Below are 20993 nucleotides of genomic sequence, written 5' to 3' on the forward strand. Positions count from 1 at the left end.
CGCCAAGCTGTAATCACTTACTAACCTATTTTTTACTTTTCGTCGAATCCAAAGACAACATTTTGTCCCGGTTCATTCGGAAGGATAATATTTTCTTCCACAAATGCCCATGTCGCAGACGGCGATCCGGCCCCTAAAGTGACAGGAACGCTGAAGAGTTTGGAGTAGATTGTTTTTTCTCCGCCATCCACACCTTGTGTGACTGCTACACGCACAGGAAGCAAAATTTCGCCGCCTTTCCAGGTTGGACCGGGTGTAATGTTGCCAGCGATGCCCAATTTCATCGCGGAATTCTGACCGGACTTTTTACAAGTACGCGCCCAATCCCTGATGATGGCCTGATAGCTCAGATTCTCAGGCGTCTTTTCTTTTCCGCGCGGGTACACCGTCAGGATGGTTGTTCCTGAAAGCTCCTGCAAAGCGGGGCATAAGGCTGGCGCCTGAAGAACGGACAGATCAAAGGTCTTCTCAGTTGCAGGCGGGTTTGTAGAGGATGCTTCCAGCTCGTTGTCCGATGACATAAAGCTGCCGCAACCTGCCAGTGAGGCACCAAGTGCTGCCAGAAGAATTGCCCGGCCTGTGTTTTTGAGCAGTGATTTTGCCAATAAATTGCCCACCATACGAATCCCAAATTTACCTGCAGTTTTTGTTTCTATATCAGCCACAAACGCAAATGGCGAGATACATCAGGCACCTGAAACACAGTAGAGGAAGCTGACAGGCTGAATATTGGAGAAAATCAGCCCTTGATGCCCGATTAAAAACTCTTTTTCTTGACAGAGGCAGTCAACATCCTTCAATTGCTCAAAGTCAAAACTCAGGAATACATCATGCAGGTTACGCCGACCACAAAGGCACCGATCAAAATTCTTCTTTGCGCTCCACGTGGCTTTTGTGCCGGTGTTGATCGCGCGATCCAGATCGTCGACCTCGCTCTCGAGAAATACGGTGCCCCTGTTTATGTGCGCCACGAGATCGTTCACAATAAGTATGTGGTTGAATCTCTGCGCAACAAAGGTGCTGTTTTTGTTGAGGAATTAGATGAGATACCGGTAGACGACCGTCCTGTTATTTTCTCTGCACACGGTGTACCTAAATCTGTACCAGAGGCTGCGCGACTGCGTAATCTGTTCTTCCTTGATGCCACTTGTCCGCTGGTTTCCAAGGTGCACAAAGAAGCTATTTTGCATGACAGGCGCGAGCGCGAAATTCTGCTGATCGGCCATAAAGGCCATCCAGAAGTTGTTGGCACCATGGGTCAGCTACCGCGCGGACGTGTCTCGCTTATTGAGACAGCAGAGGATGCTCGCCAGTTTAAACCGAAGACCGACCGGCAATTGGCGTGGATTTCTCAAACGACTCTTTCTGTTGATGACACAGAAGAGATTGTCAAAATTCTTGAAGAACGCTTCCCAACCATTGCGAAGCCGCACAAGGATGACATCTGCTACGCAACAACCAATCGCCAGCATGCTGTGAAAGAAATTGCACCGAAGTGCGATGCCATGATTGTTGTTGGTGCACCAAACTCCTCCAACTCTAAGCGCCTGCGCGAAGTTGGTGAGAGAGCAGGTTGTGACAAGGCTTTCCTCATTCAGCGAGCCTCCGAGATCTTCTGGGATGATTTTGAAGGTGCAAAAACAATCGGTATCACCGCCGGTGCGTCTGCCCCTGAAATCCTTGTTGAAGAAATTGTTGAATCCTTCCGTGAGCATTATGATGTGACACTGGAAACCGTTACAACTGCTGAAGAAGACATTTCATTCAATCTACCGAAAGAGTTACGGACCGCTGCCGCGCCTAGCGGAACAAGTCCGGCTGAATAGTTATGGCTGTATATACCGATGTTTCCGATGAAGAGCTGGGCGCTTTCATCGACCGTTTCAACGTTGGCAATTTGCTCTCTTACAAGGGCATTGCTGAAGGTGTCGAGAACTCCAACTATCTGGTTCATACGGAGACGGGCTATTACATCCTGACGCTCTACGAAAAACGCGTTAATCCTGATGATTTGCCGTTTTTTCTGGGACTGATGCAGCATCTTGCCAATAATGGCCTGAACTGCCCTACTCCGCTTATTGACCGTGATGATCAGATGCTTGGCGAGCTTGCTGGACGACCGGCAGCCATGGTTACGTTCCTTGATGGTATGTGGGTTCGTAAGCCTCAACTGGTGCATTGCGCTGAGCTGGGTAAAGGCATGGCGCGGATGCATCTGGCAGGCGCTGACTTTGAGATCAAGCGACCAAACTCTCTGAGTGTTGATGGTTGGGCACCTTTGCTGGATGCCAGCCGTGGGCGTGCGCATGAAGTGAAGGTTGGCCTTGCAGAAGAGCTGACTGCGGAACTGGATGAGCTACAGGCACTGTGGCCGAAAGAACTGCCAAACGGTGTTATTCATGCTGACCTATTCCCGGACAATGTGTTTTATCTGGGCAAAGAACTTTCCGGTCTGATCGACTTCTACTTTGCTTGTAATGATGCCTTTGCCTATGACGTGGCAATCTGCATCAATGCCTGGTGCTTTGAGCCGGATGGCATGTTCAATGTCACGAAAGCACGGGCATTGCTGGAAGGTTATCGCAGTGTGCGCCCGTTCAGCGAGCTTGAATTCGACAACCTGCCTTTGCTGTGTCGTGGTGCAGCGCTGCGCTTCCTGCTGACCCGTCTTTACGACTGGCTGTCGGTGCCGGAAGGTGCGCTTGTTGTTCCAAAAGACCCACTTGAATACCTGCATAAACTCAGGTTCCATCGTGGCGTATCCAATGCGAGTGCATACGGGCTGGATAAATGACCGATACCAAACGTGTTGAGACGTGGACTGATGGAGCTTGCTCCGGCAACCCAGGACCTGGCGGCTGGGGCGTACTGCTGCGTTTTGGCGAGCATGAAAAAGAATTGTGCGGCGGTGAGCCTGATACAACCAACAATCGCATGGAGTTGATGGCAGCCATTCAGGCTCTTGATTCCCTGAAGCGCTCATGTGCCGTCGATCTTTATACCGACAGTTCCTATGTGAAAAACGGCATTACGCAGTGGATGCATAACTGGAAGCGTAAGGGTTGGCGGACTGCTTCGAACTCACCTGTTAAAAACGCTGATTTATGGCAACTATTGGATACGGCAGCACAACGGCATGATGTTGCGTGGCACTGGATTAAAGGTCATGCCGGGCACGAAGAAAACGAACGTGCTGATGAGCTTGCCCGCAAGGGTATGAAACCCTTTCAGAAATCCAAGTAAGTCGGGAAGGCAAGGTCAGGTTTATGGAAAACCAGCTTCCCCACTCTCGGCCGGAAGAGGCGAAAAAGAAATCACGCAAAGCCAAGCGTGTGCTTATTCTTGCCAATCCGACTGCGACATCTTTCCGTTTTCAAAACATCACAGAGATTGTGCAATGCCTTGAAGACGCCGGGATGAAGGTGGAGCTGAAACTCACCAGCCGTGCAAGCGAGATCGCTGAGACTTGCACGGACCCTGACCTAAACACAGATATTCTGGCTGTTGCTGGTGGGGATGCCTCTGTGAGTGAGGCTGCTTCTGCTTTGCTGGGGCGCGGAATGAAACCGCATCTGGCGATTATTCCGTTGGGCACCGCAAATGTACTTGCTCATGAACTGAGTGTGCCGAGTACGCCGCAAGAGATTGCCAAGACCATCATCGCAGGCAAGACGAAGAAACTGCACAATGGGTTTGCCAATGGACGCCCTTTCTTCCTTTCCACGTCAACCGGCTTTGATGCGGAAGTGGTGCATGTTGTACCTCTGCGTCTGAAGCGACGTTACGGTCGGTTTGCCTATCTCTTCATTGCGGCTCAGCTGGCATTTTCGCGCCGCAAAGGCAGCTTTAAAGTGCGGGCAGACGATGAAGAGCTGCAGTGCGCTATGGCCTTGATCACCAATGGCCGCTACTACGCTGGTAAACACCTCGTGGTGCCTGATGCGTCCATTCTGGAGAAGAAACTGCATCTACTGGTCTTCAAAGAGGACGGGGTGTGGGCGCTCTTCAAATACGCATGCCGCTTACTTACTGGCAGCGTCGCAAAATCCCGTAATGTTGAGTGCAAGGCAATCAGAACTGCCCGCATAGATGCCTATCGCGCAGCGGCAGTTCAAATCGACGGGGAGCCATTTGGCGGCACACCGCTTGAGGTTTCTGTTGGCGACTGTGAATTGACGATTATTTCTGGAAAATAGAACAGCTCTTCCCTTTGATAATCCACTTGATGGTTACAGCCTCAAATTTACGTAGTGCTTCCCGCAGGTTACAGTCAACCTGTACGCTCAGCATATTTAGAGCCGAAATTTTCTCAATTTCCTTCATGATATGAATAACTTAGGCTGATACGATAGGCCGCTCGCACGTTAACATCTGCGCAATATATAATTGATAATGCGTATATCAGTTTTCCAAACTAACGATTCTAGTTATCGCATATTGATGTAAGGGCCGGCGGTCTCATGATACCTCGTCCGAAACTTTTGGAAATAGAAAACCGGGACTATAAACGGCATGCCTGTCATTGGCCTGCTGTTCTGCTTACGGATAATTTCAACCGATCCTGCGTGATTGAGGACATCAGCAACGGTGGTTGTCGGCTGCTGATCAATACCGGAAAGCTCGTGTCCGGTGACACGGTGAAAATTCAGGTACCAGCCCGCAAACTTTCCTTCAGCGGCAAGGTCGTCTGGCTGCATTGCGAAGAAGCCGGCATCAAGTTCACTTCCAAGCCTGCCAAACTCTGACATATGGCAGGCATTGCCGCGAGTTACTTCGGCTTTGGATAGGGTAGCGGGCCGCTAAAACCAACAGCAGCCTTCCAAGTGCGGATGCTATGGCTTTTGTGCTTCACCGCCGCCTTCAGGTAACTCTTGTTTCTGCCGATCCCCATCGGATAGCGCTTGTTTTGCTGCACCTCATAGGCTGCACTTTGGCTGCTACACACCCGTTTGCGCATATTTTCAGGCTGACGATGCAGATCGTTAGCAATTTCATTCAGTTGCAGACCATTGGGTGTCAGTTCACCAGTCATTGCCTCAGTCAGGAGTTTAGCTGCTCTTTCGCTGCGCTCCCGCCCCGTCGTCGCGCCAAGAATGACAGCCATAAAGCGTTGCCCACCACGATCTGTAAGTGCAACGATATTACGGCCAGATGAACAGACAAAACCTGTCTTCATGCCAACTGTGCCCGGCAGTCGTGTCAGCAACTCATTGTAAGATTTGATTTCGACACCATCAATGAGCACTTTTGATGTGGCGAACACGTCCCGGTATTGAGGGAAGCGCAGATAGACTTCGCTCGCCAAAATGGCCAGATCACGTGCGGATGTTTGCTGAGTGGGCTCGAACAAACCGTTGGCATTGACAAAGTGGCTTGCGGTCATCCCAAGACGTTGCGCGGTGGCATTCATGCGCTGCGCGAATACATCTTCACTCCCCGCAACACTTTCAGCCAGTGCCACTGCGACATCATTGGCTGATCCAACGAGCACTGCAAAAAGCGCATCCTGCAGTGTCATGACGCTTCCAACCTTCAAGCCGGACTTCAATGAGTCCTGCCTCATCGCCCAAGGGGACATCACCACTGACGTTTCAAGGTCGACCTCTCTGTTGGCAAGAGCCTCAAAGGTTACGAGTGCGGTCATCAACTTGGTTGTTGAAGCGGGATACCATGGATCGCCTGCATCTTCAGCGTACAGGACTTTTTGAGTATCGAGGTTCAACACCAGCGATGGCGTGGCACTTGCCGGTGTTAGGGTACTGGATGTAACCAGAATCAAGCCCAAAGCGACGTGTAGTTTTCGACACGCATTACCAAAACAAAACATGCAGCTAATAATCTCAGATAGGGAAAAGAGAGCCCGAATAGATGCTCTTAGAAAATTGCCTCGAGTATGTCACCGCAGGAGTTATTCAGAGGAAACTTGGCGGAGATAGATCAATTTTTCTCCAGCTCTGCTGCGAAGGCCACATGCTTACAATTTTCCACTGCAACCATGCAGAGCCTTTCTAACTTACCTACTGTATCAGCTTTGGTTGTTGCGGCCCTGCTGGGCGAACTGTTCTTTGAGCATACGGCCTGCTTCAGCAGCACGCATTGGTTGACCGAAGTGGAAGCCCTGCACGTATTCGCAGCCAAGCTGGAACAGCTCCAGTGCATCTGACTCAGTCTCAGCGCCTTCCGCAACCACTTCCATACCAAGGTCATGCCCCAGCGCTACGATGGTACGCAGGATGACCGGACGAGCGCTTTGGCCGTTAGGACGGACGAAGGACTGATCGATCTTGATGGTGTCGAACTGGAAGCGCTGGAGGTAGCTTAGGGATGAATAGCCTGTACCGAAATCATCCAGAGACAGACCAGCGCCCAGACCTTTGAGGCGCTCAAGAACCTGCACAGAAAATTCCGGATTCTGCATGACCAGAGATTCAGTCAGCTCCAGTTTCAAAGAGCCCGGTGTCAGCGCTGTGCGTGCCAGTACTGCTTTCACATCGTTAATGAGGTCCGGCTTCAACAGCTGACGAGAAGAGATATTGACGGAGACAAACAGCGGTAGTGCGTGTTTGAACTCGCGCTGCCATTGTGCAAGCTGACGAGCCCCCTTCTCCATCACACGCAGGCCAAGCTCGTTGATCAGGCCGCTTTGTTCAGCAACCGGAATGAACTCGGATGGTGGGATCAGGCCGCGGCTTGGATGTTCCCAGCGCGCCAATGCTTCGAAGCCCGCTGTCGTCTTGTCAGACAGACGTACGATTGGCTGGAAGAAAACCTTGATCTCGTCTTTTTCAAGAGCGGAGCGCAGGTCGTTGTCCAGCGCGAGCGTGTTGCTTGCCACTGGCTTCAACGTTGGGCGGAAGATCTCGATGCGGTCACCGCCGAGGCGCTTGGCGTGGTTGAGTGCGATCTCCGCGTCGCGCATCAAGTCGGTTGCCTTTTCAGGACCGCCATCAAAGATGGAGGCGCCGATGGATGCTGTCAGAAACACTTCCTGATCACCGAAGGTGACTGGTGTACGCAGAGATTTGCGGAGCTCATCTGCAAAGGATGCGATGCGTGTTGCGTCCTGCTCGGAGATCATCAGCACTGCGAAGGTATCTGCTGAAATGCGAGACAGAGAGTCCTGCGGTTTGATCAGACGAGAGAGGCGGCGTGCAGCGGTGAGCAGCATGGAATCGCCAGCTGTCTGACCGATGCTGTCGTTGACCTGCTTGAAGCGGTCGAGATCAATCAAAATGACAGTCGGGTTACCATTGCCTTCTGCTCTGGAGCGAGCGAGCGCAGCAACGAGGCGGTCCATAAACAGTTCGCGGTTTGGCAGGCCGGTCAGGTTGTCGTGCACGGCATCGTGCATCAAACGCTCTTCAGCGGTTTTCTGAGAGGTGATGTCGAGCAGCGTACCAACGCAGCGGATCACTTCACCATCAGAGCCGAGCACTGGACGGGCACGCATTTTGAACCAGCGATAATGACCATCTTCGCCACGGAGGCGGAACGCCTGATTAACGCGGCCACGGCGGTGGTCAATCACAGCGTCCAATGTGCCACGGAACAGGTCGCGATCTTGCGGGTGCAGAATTTCGAGCCAGAGGCGGGCTGGCCCATCCAGAAGACCTGGCTTGATGCCCAGAGCTTCTTCCAGCCCACCGCTGGTGTGGATTTTGTCGCGGTCGACGTCCCAGTCCCAGATGATGTCGCCGGAGCCTGTCAGAGCCAGAGCCCGGCGTTCGACATCGCTCATCACACTGTGGGAGAGACCAGACCCCGCAAAGGCGTGCTGCATGACGGTAAAACCGAGCAGCAGAACGAAGAGAACAAGACCACCTGCCAGCGCTGGCTGCACCAGATCACTTTGCAACATGCCTGTCGTTGCCATCCACGCAGCGAACAGCCATGCGAGGAACAAGAACCATGTCGGCAGCAGCATAATCGCGCGTTCAAACCCACGGACGGTGAGCATCAGGATGACACCGAAGCCAGCGATTGCCACACCACCCATCAGGATACGGGAGATACCAGCTGCAATGGTTGGATCCCAAAGCGCCAAGCCAAACAAGCTGAGCACAGTGATGAACAAGCCGATTGCAAGGTGCGTATAATGGATGTGCCAGCGGCTGAGGCCGAGATAGGCGTAAAGGAAGACCACAAGCGCGGCTGTGAGACTGATTTCCGCCACCGCTCGATAGAGCTGATCATCCCCCAGCGTTCGCCCGAAGACGAGATTCCAAAAGCCGAAGTCGATACATAAATAAACAAGAACAGCCCACGCCAGAGCCGCTGTTGCCGGGAAGAGAACAGTTCCCTTCACCACAAACAAGATAGTGAGGAACAGCGCCAAGAGGCCCGCAATGCCAAGCACGATGCCGCGATAGAGCGTGTAGGCGTTGATGTTGTCTTTGTAAGCTTCTGGCTTCCAGAGGCGGAGTTCCGGCAGGCTTGGGGTGTTGACCTCCGCGATGAAGGTCACATTCGCACCCGGATCTAGCGTGATGCGGTAAATATCTGCTTCTGTGCTGCGCTCGCGAATTGGTGGGATGCCCTGACTAGGTGTCAAAGACACGATGCGGCGCTGACCAAGGTCCGGCACCAATACACCACCGCCTGTCATCTTGTAGTAAGGTGCAACAAGCAAGCGGTCGATCTGCTCCTCCCCCGGATTGGAGAGCGCGAACACAGCCCAAGAGCTGGCAGTATCGTCAATGGAACGCACTTCGATGCGTCTGACGATGCCATCTGAGTCTGGAGCGGTGGAAACCTGAATGCTTTTGCTGGTGTTGGGATAGATATCGACGGAGCTGGTCAGATCGAGTGCATCAACGTCCTTGGGGACGACAATCGCCTCCAAAGCTAAGGCTTGTGACGCAACCACAATGAGCAGGAGAGCGCTTAACAGAACAGCCTGAATAACGTTCTGCATGCGCTGACAATAAGTCCCTGACACCGGCTTCTCCACGATAACGAAAAATTAACTGAATTCCTTGCCAAGATCATTACATCGTCAAGGCGCCAGTTTCATGGTTCAAGCATGTGTTACAGGCAATTTATCCCCATCTGCCTCTGATTGTGGCAGGACTTTGGCTGGTATAGGCGCAGAATCCCGGATTTTGCCAAACAAAATATGGTCTTGCCACATTCCGTTTATGAATAAATACGAGGGTGCAAAGCCCAGTTCAGAGAATCCAACCTTCATTAAGAGCGCTCTGGAGACTTCATTTGAAGGCAAGCAGGCTGCTTCGATCCGGTGCAAGTGTAAATCATTGAAGCAGAAACAACAGACGCGCTGAACGGCCTCTTTCATAAAGCCATTGCCGGCAAAGGAAGCTCCCATCCAGTACCCAAGCGAGGTTGCCTGTGCGACACCACGACGGACGTTGGAAAGGTTCAAACCACCTATCAACTCGTCGGTATCCCGGTTGAACAGAAAAAACGGGTAGTGAGAGCCTTCGCGGATGTTGCGATTGTAACGCCGGATGCGTTTTCGGAAGGCAGCTTTCGTCAGATCATCTACCGGCCACGTGGGTTCCCACGGCTGCAGGAAGTCTTTGCTTTGAGCTCGCAGATCAGACCACTGCGCGAAATCCGCCATGGATGGCGCACGTAAATACAGTCGGCCTGTGGTCAATGTCGCAAGAGATTGGGGAGATGTGCTTGTTTTGAAAAATGACACAGCTTCTCTCCCCTCTTAATCAGAGCTCCATTATGCAAAAAGCATTACCTGAATTGCAATAGGCTTATGCTTTGATCCCTGCCAAACGTTCTTTTAGCTCAGCATAACTTAGCATGGGAGCCTTTGGTCCAACCTTCACATATGTAGGGTTGTCAGAGGCAAACAGCCTTTCTGCCAAGATCTGCACACGGTCAGCGGACACAACATTGAGGCGGCGTTCCAGTTCTTCCAGCGCGACGGGATGACCGTAGATCATCACTTGACGGGCGATCTGACCTGCACGAGCTGCCGGGCTTTCCAATGCCATCAGCAATCCGGATCGCAGCTGCGCTTTGGCGCGGGACACTTCCTTTTCGGTCACACCCTTAGCAATTTCTTTCAGCTGTTCCACCAGCACTTCGGTCAGTTCTGCGGCATCTTCCGGTCCGGTTGCGGCATGAACACCAAAGAAGCCGGTATCCGCGAACGCCCAATGGAAGGCATAGACAGAATAGCATAGACCGCGCTTTTCGCGCACTTCCTGGAAGAGGCGCGATGACATGCCGCCGCCGAGGATCGAGGCAAGCACCTGCACAGCATAGTAGTCTTCATGTTCGTAGGGCAGGCCTTCGAAACCAAGGATGACCTGCAATTCCTGCAGTTCACGCTCAATGGAGCCTTCACCGCCGACATACTTTGCCACATAGTCTTCATCCGGCGCTGCGTTCGACAGCTTTGAGAAGCTGGCTTCAGCCAAGTCTACGAGCGCTTCATGATCGACGGCACCAGCAGCAGCAAGCACCATATCGGATGCTGTGTACTTGCGCGCGACGTACTGACGGATGGCATCCGCAGAAAAGCCGGTGACAGTTTCAGGCGTACCAAGAATTGGACGACCGAGTGGCTGGTCCGGCCATGCGGTTTCCAGAAGCACATCAAATACCTGGTCATCAGGCATGTCTTGCGCGGCGCCAATTTCTTGAAGGATTACGTGTTTTTCGCGAGCAAGCTCTTCAGGGTCAATGATTGAATCCTGAAGGATGTCGGAGAGAATATCCAACCCCAAAGGCGCATCATCTGCCAAGGTGCGCACATAGTAATTTGTATGCTCAACACTTGTGGAGGCATTCATCTCGCCGCCAACGGCTTCGATTTCCTCTGCAATTTCGCGGGCATTGCGCTTGCTGGTGCCCTTGAATGCCATGTGCTCCAGAAGGTGGGTGATGCCGTTTTCATGCTCGCCTTCAGAGCGAGAACCAGCTTTTACCCATACCCCAAGAGCTGTTGTCTTGAGGTATTCCATTTGATCAGTAACTACAGTCAGGCCATTTTCTAATTTTGTTAGTTTGACCGCCATTAAACGCCTGCTTTCACGGCACGTGCATTGCCTTCAACGAATTTCGCAATTTCCTGCGCATCTGCTGGCAGAACGGAAAACTTCTCTTCACGTTCCATCAGGTCAGCAAGATGAGCTGGCAGGTCAGGATGAATACCTGATGCACTTTCCACTGCCGCTGGGAATTTTGCCGGGTGTGCTGTCGACAGCACGATCATCGGGGTAACACCATCATTGTGCTCTTTGGAGACATGGATCGCGACCGCAGTATGCGGGTCAAGCAGATAACCACTTTCCTTAAGAGTATCAGTGATGGTCTGAGCTGTTTCTTCTTCGCTTGCGCGACCTGCTGAGAACTTCTCTTTGATAAAACCTAGGGTTTTTTCCGAGAGAGTGAAGCCACCGGACTGTTTGAGGCTGTCCATCTGAGCTTTAACAGTTGCACTGTCTTCGCCATTTGCAGCAAACAGCAGACGTTCGAAGTTGGACGACACCTGAATGTCCATGGACGGTGCAGTGGTCGCCACAACACCGCGCATTTCATAGCGGCCTGTGTCCAGAGTACGGGCCAGAATATCGTTGGTGTTGGTCGCGATCACCAGCTTCTCAACTGGCAGCCCCATCTGAGCTGCCACATAACCTGCAAACACGTCACCAAAGTTGCCAGTCGGCACTGTGAAGGACACTTTGCGATGTGGAGCACCCAGAGACACTGCGGAGGTGAAGTAATACACCACCTGAGCCACAATGCGTGCCCAGTTGATGGAGTTTACACCAGACAGGCCCACGCGCTCGCGGAAGGAGAAGTCGTTGAAGAGATCTTTCAGGATGCCCTGACAATCATCAAAGTTGCCTTTGACTGCGAGGGCATGAATGTTGTCTTCCTTGGAGGTGGTCATCTGGCGCTGTTGAACAGGCGAGACACGCCCTTCAGGGAACAGAATGAAGACGTCTGTGCGCTCACGACCACGGAATGCTTCAATCGCAGCACCGCCCGTGTCGCCTGAAGTAGCGCCAACGATGGTTGCACGTGCACCTTTTTGAGCTAGCACATAATCCATCAAGCGACCGAGTAGCTGCATTGCCACATCTTTGAATGCAAGGGTCGGGCCGTGGAAGAGTTCCAGTACGTAAGTGTTGGGAGCAGTTTGGATGAGCGGCGTGACAGCCTTATGCGAGAAGCTGGCATAGGCTTCGTCGATCATTTTTTTCAGGTCGTCATGCGGAATGGAGTCGCCAACGAATGGGGCGATGACCTTGAGAGCGACTTCGCTGTAGGGCTTTCCAGCAAATCCTGAAATTTCCTCAGTAGATAATTGCGGGAACTCTTTTGGTAGATACAAACCGCCGTCGCGTGCCAACCCCGTGAGCAGCACCTCAGAAAAGTTGAGTTCTGGTGCATCGCCGCGCGTACTTACATATCTCACCGTTACATCCCTTCTCGCTCAACCTGAATCAGGGCATTTTAGTGCCATACCCCATTGGTATCTATCAGGTTTTTAGCTGGAATCTGAAATTAGATTCCCAAAACTGTCGCATTTGCGTTTCAAGTGCGCACAGGGAAATAGCAGAAATTGTAGGAAGTTGCACGGCGAAATCTCGTTTAGGCACGTAAGATCATGCGTGGCCAATGTCGCTGGACAACATCCCGGGATCAATACCAAGAATATCAAGCGCGTTGTGCCACTTCTGATCGCCCTCTCCTTCAAAGATCAATGAGGGATCTGTTTGACACGTCAGCCAACCATTTGCCTGTAATTCCGTTTCAAGCTGACCGGGTGCCCAGCCAGCATAACCCAATGCCAACAAAGACTTCTTAGGGCCTTTGCCTGCTGCGATGGCGCGCAAAACTTCGACCGTTGCGGTTAGGACAACGCCGTCTTCAATCTTGAGGCTCGTCTCCTCCAGAAAATAGTCGTCTGAATGGAGGACAAAACCGCGACCGGCATCAACTGGCCCACCGCGATAGACTTTGCGTTCAGAAATATCGATTGCCAGCGGATCTTCATTTTCGTCTTCGACGATATTCAGTTGACCCAAAAGTTGCCCAAATGTGATGTTAGGGGCCGGCTGATTGAGCACAATCCCCATCGCTCCCTCTTCGGAGTGAGCACACACGTAGATGACGGAATGGGCAAAACGGCCATCCTCCATAGTGGGCATGGCAATGAGATATTGTCCGTCAATGTAACCCGGTTTTTCACCAGACATGTTGGGGGCGCTCTCCTCATGCTTCAAACGGATTGCCTCAGTTCAGTGTAGAGGCAATTATATTATAGGTACTCACGGATTTTTCCGGTGATCAATGATCAGTGGAAAAAAGGTGAGATTGTTCACGGATCATTGATTGTCTGAGAGGCAATCTTAATGGGAATTTGAAAAGGGACCGTTTAAATAGACTCTATGATTTCTAGATTCTTCAAATCGACCCTCATCGCTGCTGCGGTGCTCTCCGCCTCTGTTTCAAGCGCCTTGTCATCAAGTGTGTCTGAATGGGTTATTGTTCAAGGCGGTGCAGTTCGCCTTTTACGTGCGAGCGAGCCTAACACCGATGGCCTCTATCGCGGCGGGATTGAATTTCGCCTTGAAGAAGGCTGGCACACATACTGGAGATATCCAGGTGAAGCCGGTATTCCGACAGAAGCCAGCTTTGTTAATTCAGTCAATATAGCTAGCGCGGAGCTGATGTTCCCTGCGCCAAAGGCTTACTCTGACGGATTTTCCACATCTCTGATCTATTCAGACAAGGTGGTGCTGCCTTTGCTGATTAAGCGCATGGACGACGGACGCCCGGCCATTTTGAATGCAAATCTGACCTTTGGCATCTGCAAAGACATTTGTATCCCTGGACAGGCCGAGGTCTCTCTCGTCTTTCCTGCGGCCACGATGAAAGATGATGTTGCCGACAAACTGGTCAATGATGCCTTTGCGCAGGTTCCAATTACGCAAGGCGACATGCCGAGCTTGTTTCCAGAGATAAAAATCACCGGAGAAGGCAAGGACCGCACTGTAAACATCAGCGCGAAAGTCTCCTCCAAGGACAAATCGCCGGAGCTCTTCATTGAAGGCCCTGCAGGTTCTTATCATGGAGTGCCCAAGCTGGCCTCTGTGAAAAAAGGTAGGGCACACTGGACTATGTCCTATATTGGACTGCCAGAAGATGTGAGCGACATTGAGCTCCGCCTTACACTGGTGACCAAGGATGGTGCTTTTGAGGAAACGCAAAGTGTTTCAGTTCCTCAGGCCAGCGCTTCGAAATAAGCTTGTTTACGGGCTTTAGTTGTATTTGCGAAATAGATAGCTCGCGGCTACAACTGAAGCCCGTTTCTTTTTAGATGCAGACCTCTGATTGAGATGTCTGTTATGTTGTGATCAGCAAAAGCAAATTGGGGGAACTTTCCATGGTCATTCAAGTAGGCGAAAAGCTGCCAAGCGTTACATTCAAAACCATGAGTGCAGACGGGCCAGTGGATGCGACCAGTGAAGAGCTATTTGCCGGCAAAACCGTAGTTCTGTTCGCAGTTCCTGGCGCTTTCACGCCAACCTGCCACCTGAACCACCTGCCGGGTTTCATCGACAATGCAGAAGCTATCAAAGCAAAAGGCGTTGAAACAATTGCTGTTGTTTCCGTGAACGACGCGTTTGTCATGGGGGCCTGGGCACGTGACACGCGCGCTGATGACAAGATCCTCTTCCTCGCTGATGGCAGCGCTGATTTCACCAAGGCAGTTGGCCTTGAGCTTGACGCAAGCGCCTTTGGAATGGGCATCCGCTCCAAGCGCTATTCCATGATCGTGAAAGATGGTGTGCTGGCTTCTCTGAATATTGAAGAAGCTCCGGGAGAAGCAACGATCTCCTCTGCTGAGAACATTCTTTCTCAGCTATAAGGCAAGTTGCCCAAGAACGTTTAAGGGGAGCCATGCTCCCCTTTTTTGTAGTCTATCGCTGAAATTTATTTCGCTTGCGCCGTGCCGCGTCAGATATCATCCGGAAGCGATCAGCCTTCCGTTTTTCTTCTTCCGCATCAAAGTCATCGTCGTCGTCATCGTCCTCTTCGTTTTCAGAAGAGACCTTGCCCCGATCCAGCCATGTCTTGATCAGGAACGCAAAGTAGACGCCGACCAGAGTGAGCGCCAGACCTGCCCATGTGAAGGCATACTGCAGGTGATTGTTAGAGAACGTCATACGGGTCTCACCTGCTTGCGGCAGATCACCAGCAACGCTCACGGTCTCCTGAAGGTCAATCGTGTAGGGCGCGGTCTGGTCCGGTAGCAATCCCATAGCTTCAGCCATAGCCTTTGGTTCGCGCACATACCACACACTGGTCTTCTGGTTTGGTTCTGCGGAGAACATGCTCGCCACCTCGGCTCTGCGAGCAAGGCCGGTGATGGTTATTTGCCCACGCGGTGGAGCGGAGCCCAAACGTGTGCTGAACTCTTTACGATCAATTGGAACAAAGCCGCGGTTGACCAAAACGTTCCAGCCGTCATTCGTGATGAAGGGTGCGTAGACAAAATACCCCTGCCCGCCCAGTGGGCCTTTCGGCTTGGTCAGGGTATCAAAGTAGTACAGCTCGCCGATAATAAACTGGCCGGACAGCTCAACAGGCATATAGTCAATTTCATCGCTCGACATATCTTCCCAGGTTGTCGGGCCGGGCGCTGCAATAGCAGGTTCAGTCGCCCGCACTTCAGCGCGCGCAATCAACGCCACCTTTTCATCCAGACGATTGAACTGCCACAAACTCAGATTGGCAAGAATAGCTAGCCCAACTGCAGCACACAGGTGCAAGATCCAGTAGCGCTTGAGAAATGCAACTAGCCCAGGCTTTGCTACTGCATCCTCAGCATCAGTGTCGTCATGTTCCATTTGATCATCTGTCACGGTGTTATCTTTGTTTTTTTTCGTGTTGCGATGAGTGTGTTCAGGAACCGACTCAGGTTCCTCATGCCAGGCGACATCGTTTTTTCGCGCAGGCTTTGAATCAGATGAAGCATCGCCAATCTCCCTTTCAGCGATCATCAAGCTTTCCTTCCGCTGCATTGTTCTTGTACTGCAATGCAATCAATAGGCCTTTGAGTATGCGCAGAAGCGTCACACTCAACACCACAGTCACGGGTGCCCAGATAATCAAATGCAGCCAGAGTGGAGGTTCGTACGCAAACTCAACGAACAAAACACCACCAACAAGAATAAACCCCAGAATGAGAATGACAAAGACTGCAGGTCCGTCTCCAGAATCTGCAAAGTCATAGGAAAGACCGCATCTGGAACAGGACGCACGCAGGTTTAGCAGGCCCTGAAACAATGGCCCCTCCCCGCACCGTGGACATTTTCCGCGCAGACCTGCGGAAAATGGGTTGGCAGGAAGGCCAAGATAGGTCTTTGTCTTCTTCCTCTCACTCATGTGAAGCCTCGGATACACAGGTGACTTTGAACGCTCGCAAGGCACCTAGGTCATATACATATAGAAAAGGCGGCTTGCGCCGCCCTTATCTTTTTTCTTTTTTCGTCTGAATTCCAGACCCACTCTTGGCTAATGCCGCAAGCTTAGCCGCCCCAGATATAAACGGATGCAAACAGGAACAGCCAAACCACATCCACAAAGTGCCAGTACCAGGCTGCTGCCTCGAAGCCGAAGTGCTTGGTGGTGGAGAAGTGTCCAGCCAATGCACGGAACAAACACACAGCGAGGAAGATGGTGCCCACGATCACGTGGAAGCCATGGAACCCTGTCGCCATGAAGAAGGTTGCGCCGTAGATGTTCTCGGAGAAGCCGAAGGCTGCATGAGAGTATTCGTAGGCCTGACAAATGGTGAAGATCACACCCAGAACGACGGTCGCGATCAGACCCCATTTCAGGCCATCACGGTCTCCATGAACCAGTGCGTGGTGTGCCCAGGTTACTGTTGTACCAGACAGAAGCAGGATCAATGTGTTCAACAGCGGCAGGTGCCACGGATCGAAGGTTTCGATACCTTGTGGAGGCCAAACACCGCCAGTGTGCTCAACACGACCAAACTGCGCAGCTTCACCCGCGAACAGGGATGCATCAAAGAAGGCCCAGAACCATGCTACGAAGAACATAACTTCGGACAGGATGAACAGCAGCATGCCGTAGCGCAGGTGCAAGGATACAACGCGTGTATGGTGCCCTTCGCGAGATTCCTTAACCGTGTCACGCCACCACATAAACATGGTGTAAAGAACGATACCAAGACCAATTGCAAACAGGCCCCAACCGTTCAGCGTAAAGCCAACGGTTGTTTCGCCATCAGCGTTGCTCAGAAATGAGAAGCTTACGCCGCCCTCACTCATGCGCATGAATACAATCGCGCCGATTGCCATAACCAGCGCCCCAACTGACCCAACAAATGGCCATGGGCTTGGCTCGATAATGTGATAATCGTGGTTTTTAACACCAGCCATATCTTTCTCCCCATTTCAAAAAAGGTCGCTTCTGCAAAAGGCAGATCCGTCTCGCAACCTAAAGCTTGTCAGTGGCCGCGTCGCTTGGAGAAGCCACTGCAGCTGTTTCTTCCTCGCCGTCTTTCGGCAATTCAAAGAATGTGTAGGACAAGGTGATTTCCTTGATATTCTTCAGGCTCTCGTCCTTGTCCAGTTCCGGATCGATGAAAAACACGACCGGCATATCGATCGATTCTCCTGCTTCAAGCGGTTGCTCGGTAAAGCAGAAGCAATCAATTTTGTTGAAGTAGCCCCCGACTTCGAAAGGCGCCACGTTAAACGTGGAAGTCCCGGTAGAAACCTGCTGCGCGAGGCTTTGGGCCTCGTACATGATCTCGGTCATCTGACCCAGCTTCACACGGACTTTCTTTTGTTTTGGTTTGAAATCCCAATCCAGACCCGGAGCGACGTTGGCGTCAAAGCTCACGATGATCTCACGATCAAGGATCGTATCGGATGCCTCTTCTGCTCGCTGTGTGGTGCCGCCATAGCCCGTCACTTGACAGAAGAGCTGATAAAGCGGGACAGCTGCAAAGGACAAACCAACCATTCCAAAGAACACGCCCCCGCAAATCACAGCGACGGTAGCGTTGCTGCGGTTTACTTTGGCTTGTTCTGCTGTTTTTGGTTTTTGATCAGTCATTTGCGTCTCTTACAGTGGACGATCCATGATGCCCGGACCGAGCTTCACGATGGTGATCACATAAAACATAGCAACAAGAACGCCGAGTGTGACTGCAAGAGCCACTGAACGTCCGCGGCGGGTCTTGACTTGCTCTTCAGAAAGAACTGCTTTTTGCTTGCTCATTTTCTTCTCTTTCCAGTTATGCGTTAGACCAGACCAATCATGTTCTCAGCGAGCAACCCAGCAAAAATCAGCATGAGATAGAACAAAGAGAACTTGAAGAGAGACATTGCTGTTTTCTTGGCTGCATCACCCTCGCGCACTCTCCAGACACGGATTGCATAACCGAGGAACACCAGGCCAAGGATGGCTGAACCAACACCATAAAACACCGAGGCAAAGCCTAGGAAGTACGGTGCCATGCCAACTGGTAGCAACAGCAAAGAATACAAAACGATTTGGTGACGGGTCGCGGTTTCGCCTGCGACGACCGGCAACATTGGGACGCCAGCAGCCTGATAGTCGCCGTTTTTAACCAGCGCCAAGGCCCAGAAGTGTGGAGGTGTCCAGGTGAAGGTGATCATGAACAGTGCGATGCTGACCAGCGTTACGTCACCTGTAACAGCTGCCCAGCCGACCATTGGCGGAAGCGCGCCAGCTGCACCTCCGATAACGATGTTTTGCGGCGTGCTGCGCTTGAGCCACATTGTGTAGATGACCACGTAAAAGAAGATCGTGAACGCCAGCAGACCAGCGGCCATCCAGTTTGCCACCAGACCGAGGGTCAGAACAGAACCGAAGGACAGAACCATGCCAAAAGCAAAGGCTTCCTGACGTGTGATTTTGCCTGCCGGGATCGGGCGCTTTTTAGTGCGGGACATGACAGCATCAATGTCTGCATCCCACCACATGTTCAGCGCACCAGATGCACCACCACCAATGGCGATGCAAAGAATAGAAATGAAGCTGAGGACCGGGTGCTGATTACCCGGAGCCATGACCAGACCAACAGCTGCTGTGAACACAACAAGAGACATTACCCGCGGCTTGAGCAGCGCGATGTAATCAGAAACGCTTCCACGACCACCAAGATCGGTTGCGTCCTCGTGAAGTCCTTGTGTCTGTTCCAGCATTGTCATGCCTGTACCTCTGTCGCGATATTGAAACCTGTGCCGTTTTTCAGCGTTCTAGACTTCATCCCCGGAACATTGGAGCACTTCCGGGCTTGTGCTTTACCTAGAACCGAGGGCGCTGACACGCCCCCGGCAATTTCGGTGCAGTTACTTGATCTTTGGAAGGATCTCGAACTGGTGGAATGGAGGAGGTGAAGACAGGGTCCATTCCAGAGTAGTTGCGCCTTTGCCCCATGGGTTATCGCCAGCCACACGCTTCTTGATGAATGCGTCAAGGACACACCACAAGAAGATGAGCACTGCAAAACCAGTGAGGTAGGAACCGTAGGAGGAAACCATATTCCAGCCAGCGTATGCATCCGGATAGTCGGCATAACGGCGTGGCATACCAGCAAGACCAAGGAAGTGCTGCGGGAAGAACACGAGGTTCACACCGATGAACATAAGCGCAAAGTGCAGGTTGCCGAGGAACTCGGAGTACATGTAACCGGAGATCTTAGGGAACCAGTAGTACCAGGCTGCAAAGATCGCGAACACAGCGCCCAGAGACAGAACGTAGTGGAAGTGAGCCACAACGTAGTAGGTGTCATGTAGCGCGCGGTCGAGACCTGCGTTTGCCAGCTGAACGCCGGTTACACCGCCAACGGTGAACAGGAACACAAAGCCAATCGCCCAGATCATTGGCGTGCGGAACTCGATGGAACCGCCCCACATGGTCGCAATCCATGAGAAGATCTTGATGCCGGTTGGCACTGCAATCACCATGGTGGCGAACAGGAAGTACGCCTGCGTGTCTGCGGACAGACCAACGGTGAACATGTGGTGCGCCCAAACGACAAACCCAACAACACCAATCGCAACCATCGCGTAGGCCATGCCGATATAACCGAACACAGGCTTGTGCGAGAAGGTGGAGATGATGTGGGAGATGATGCCGAATGCAGGCAAGATCAGAATGTACACTTCAGGGTGACCGAAGAACCAGAACAAGTGCTGGAACAGAATTGGGTCACCGCCACCGGCAGCTGTGAAGAAGGTGGTGTCGAAGTTACGGTCTGTCAGCAACATGGTGATCGCGCCAGCCAGAACAGGCAGAGAGATCAACAGCAGGAAGACTGTTACCAGCACGGACCATACGAACAGCGGCATCTTGTGCATGGTCATGCCAGGCGCGCGCATATTGAAGATGGTGGTGATGAAGTTGATGGCACCCAGAATGGAAGATGCACCGGCAACGTGTAGCGCCAGAATTGCAAAGTCCATTGCAGGACCAGGAGATGCCGATGTCGACAACGGCGGATAGATAGTCCACCCTCCGCCAACACCATACTCACCTGCCGCTCCAGGAACAAATAGAGACAACAACAGAAGAATGAATGCTGGTGGCAGAAGCCAGAAGGAAATGTTGTTCATACGTGGGAACGCCATATCAGGCGCACCGATCATGATCGGAACAAAGTAGTTCGCGAAACCACCGATAAGCGCTGGCATAACCATGAAGAAGATCATGATCAGCGCGTGCGCAGTAGTGAATACGTTGAACATTCCAGCATTTGGAAAATATTGCATTCCGGGATCTTGAAGTTCCATCCGCATTGCGATGGACAGAAGACCGCCGATGATACCAGCCATGATCGCGAAGATCAGGTAAAGGATACCGATATCCTTGTGGTTGGTGGAGTAGACCCACCGCACCCATCCAGTTGGATGGTCATGTGCATGCGTTTCAGACGCAGACATACTTGTGCTCCCTCGTAAAGTTCTTGCTCGTATGCGCTGCAGCCCTTG

Annotated in this window: 21 protein-coding genes; 7 read left to right on the forward strand and 14 right to left on the reverse strand. The window is 52.1% G+C overall.

Translation table 11 applies throughout. The annotated features are described in order from the left end of the window. Nucleotides 1-32: 32 nt before the first annotated feature. Nucleotides 33-620: a hypothetical protein gene (locus PsW64_RS01180; protein ID WP_057462917.1), complete on the reverse strand. Its 588-nt coding sequence runs from the start codon at nt 618-620 to the stop codon at nt 33-35. 210 nt (nt 621-830) lie between these two features. Between PsW64_RS01180 and ispH the strand changes: the two genes are divergently transcribed. The 5 genes from ispH (at nt 831) to PsW64_RS26985 (ending at nt 4745) form a co-directional block, all read left to right on the forward strand. Beyond that, nucleotides 831-1826 (forward strand): 4-hydroxy-3-methylbut-2-enyl diphosphate reductase, encoded by a 996-nt coding sequence (gene ispH / locus PsW64_RS01185; RefSeq protein ID WP_193757735.1) that lies wholly within the window; start codon nt 831-833, stop codon nt 1824-1826. A 2-nt stretch (nt 1827-1828) separates the two neighbouring features. Then, entirely contained in the window at nt 1829-2794 is a 966-nt protein-coding gene (locus tag PsW64_RS01190; RefSeq protein ID WP_063302428.1) for a homoserine kinase, read from the forward strand. Continuing rightward, entirely contained in the window at nt 2791-3243 is a 453-nt protein-coding gene (rnhA, locus tag PsW64_RS01195; protein ID WP_057462906.1) for a ribonuclease HI, read from the forward strand. Before PsW64_RS01190 ends, rnhA begins: the two co-directional genes overlap by 4 nt. 23 nt (nt 3244-3266) lie before the next feature. Continuing rightward, nucleotides 3267-4196: a diacylglycerol/lipid kinase family protein gene (locus PsW64_RS01200; RefSeq protein ID WP_063302429.1), complete on the forward strand. Its 930-nt coding sequence runs from the start codon at nt 3267-3269 to the stop codon at nt 4194-4196. Nucleotides 4197-4460: 264 nt separating this feature from the next. After that, the gene (locus PsW64_RS26985) at nt 4461-4745 is read left to right on the forward strand and encodes a PilZ domain-containing protein (RefSeq protein ID WP_082830975.1); all 285 of its coding nucleotides are present in this window, start codon (nt 4461-4463) and stop codon (nt 4743-4745) included. A 23-nt stretch (nt 4746-4768) separates the two neighbouring features. Here the strand turns inward: PsW64_RS26985 and PsW64_RS01210 are convergent, their stop codons facing one another. The 6 genes from PsW64_RS01210 to PsW64_RS01235 all read right to left on the reverse strand — a co-directional run bounded on the left by PsW64_RS01210 (nt 4769) and on the right by PsW64_RS01235 (nt 13190). Then, the gene (locus tag PsW64_RS01210; protein WP_063302431.1) at nt 4769-5827 is read right to left on the reverse strand and encodes a D-alanyl-D-alanine carboxypeptidase family protein; all 1059 of its coding nucleotides are present in this window, start codon (nt 5825-5827) and stop codon (nt 4769-4771) included. 198 nt (nt 5828-6025) lie between these two features. Continuing rightward, complete coding sequence (locus PsW64_RS01215; protein WP_063287212.1) at nt 6026-8914, reverse strand: EAL domain-containing protein; 2889 nt, start codon at nt 8912-8914, stop codon at nt 6026-6028. Between the two features lie 102 nt (nt 8915-9016). Continuing rightward, nucleotides 9017-9664: a GNAT family N-acetyltransferase gene (locus PsW64_RS01220; protein ID WP_063302432.1), complete on the reverse strand. Its 648-nt coding sequence runs from the start codon at nt 9662-9664 to the stop codon at nt 9017-9019. 64 nt (nt 9665-9728) lie between these two features. Then, nucleotides 9729-11000: a M16 family metallopeptidase gene (locus tag PsW64_RS01225; protein WP_063302433.1), complete on the reverse strand. Its 1272-nt coding sequence runs from the start codon at nt 10998-11000 to the stop codon at nt 9729-9731. Next, on the reverse strand, nt 11000-12406 hold the full coding sequence (thrC, locus tag PsW64_RS01230; protein WP_057462913.1) for a threonine synthase: 1407 nt from the start codon (nt 12404-12406) through the stop codon (nt 11000-11002). The genes PsW64_RS01225 and thrC overlap by 1 nt, the downstream gene beginning before the upstream one ends. A gap of 190 nt (nt 12407-12596) precedes the next feature. Then, entirely contained in the window at nt 12597-13190 is a 594-nt protein-coding gene (locus tag PsW64_RS01235) for a YqgE/AlgH family protein (RefSeq protein WP_057462914.1), read from the reverse strand. Nucleotides 13191-13382: 192 nt separating this feature from the next. Between PsW64_RS01235 and PsW64_RS01240 the strand changes: the two genes are divergently transcribed. Together PsW64_RS01240 and PsW64_RS01245 are read left to right on the forward strand one after the other, a co-directional pair. Continuing rightward, nucleotides 13383-14240 (forward strand): protein-disulfide reductase DsbD domain-containing protein, encoded by an 858-nt coding sequence (locus PsW64_RS01240; RefSeq protein WP_063302434.1) that lies wholly within the window; start codon nt 13383-13385, stop codon nt 14238-14240. A 140-nt stretch (nt 14241-14380) separates the two neighbouring features. Further along, nucleotides 14381-14866, forward strand: coding sequence for a peroxiredoxin (locus tag PsW64_RS01245; RefSeq protein ID WP_057462915.1), 486 nt, complete (start codon nt 14381-14383; stop codon nt 14864-14866). Between the two features lie 52 nt (nt 14867-14918). Here the strand turns inward: PsW64_RS01245 and PsW64_RS01250 are convergent, their stop codons facing one another. The 7 genes from PsW64_RS01250 to ctaD form a co-directional block, all read right to left on the reverse strand. Beyond that, complete coding sequence (locus tag PsW64_RS01250) at nt 14919-15863, reverse strand: SURF1 family protein (protein WP_208980498.1); 945 nt, start codon at nt 15861-15863, stop codon at nt 14919-14921. Nucleotides 15864-15990: 127 nt separating this feature from the next. Continuing rightward, nucleotides 15991-16386 carry a DUF983 domain-containing protein gene (locus PsW64_RS01255; RefSeq protein ID WP_208980499.1) on the reverse strand — a complete coding sequence of 132 codons (396 nt, stop codon included), beginning with the start codon at nt 16384-16386 and terminating at the stop codon, nt 15991-15993. A 143-nt stretch (nt 16387-16529) separates the two neighbouring features. After that, nucleotides 16530-17408: a cytochrome c oxidase subunit 3 gene (locus tag PsW64_RS01260; RefSeq protein WP_063293734.1), complete on the reverse strand. Its 879-nt coding sequence runs from the start codon at nt 17406-17408 to the stop codon at nt 16530-16532. A gap of 58 nt (nt 17409-17466) precedes the next feature. Further along, on the reverse strand, nt 17467-18090 hold the full coding sequence (locus PsW64_RS01265; RefSeq protein ID WP_063287205.1) for a cytochrome c oxidase assembly protein: 624 nt from the start codon (nt 18088-18090) through the stop codon (nt 17467-17469). 9 nt (nt 18091-18099) lie between these two features. Then, complete coding sequence (locus PsW64_RS27515; RefSeq protein WP_193757736.1) at nt 18100-18255, reverse strand: hypothetical protein; 156 nt, start codon at nt 18253-18255, stop codon at nt 18100-18102. Nucleotides 18256-18278: 23 nt separating this feature from the next. Then, a complete protein-coding gene (locus PsW64_RS01270) occupies nt 18279-19211 on the reverse strand; it encodes a heme o synthase (protein ID WP_063287204.1) in 933 nt (310 codons plus the stop codon). A gap of 141 nt (nt 19212-19352) precedes the next feature. Further along, nucleotides 19353-20945 (reverse strand): cytochrome c oxidase subunit I, encoded by a 1593-nt coding sequence (gene ctaD, locus PsW64_RS01275; protein ID WP_057462276.1) that lies wholly within the window; start codon nt 20943-20945, stop codon nt 19353-19355. Nucleotides 20946-20993 lie beyond the last annotated feature (48 nt).

Origin of the sequence: Pseudovibrio sp. W64, assembly GCF_001623145.1 — a bacterium.
In the GTDB taxonomy this organism is placed as follows: Bacteria; Pseudomonadota; Alphaproteobacteria; order Rhizobiales; family Stappiaceae; genus Pseudovibrio.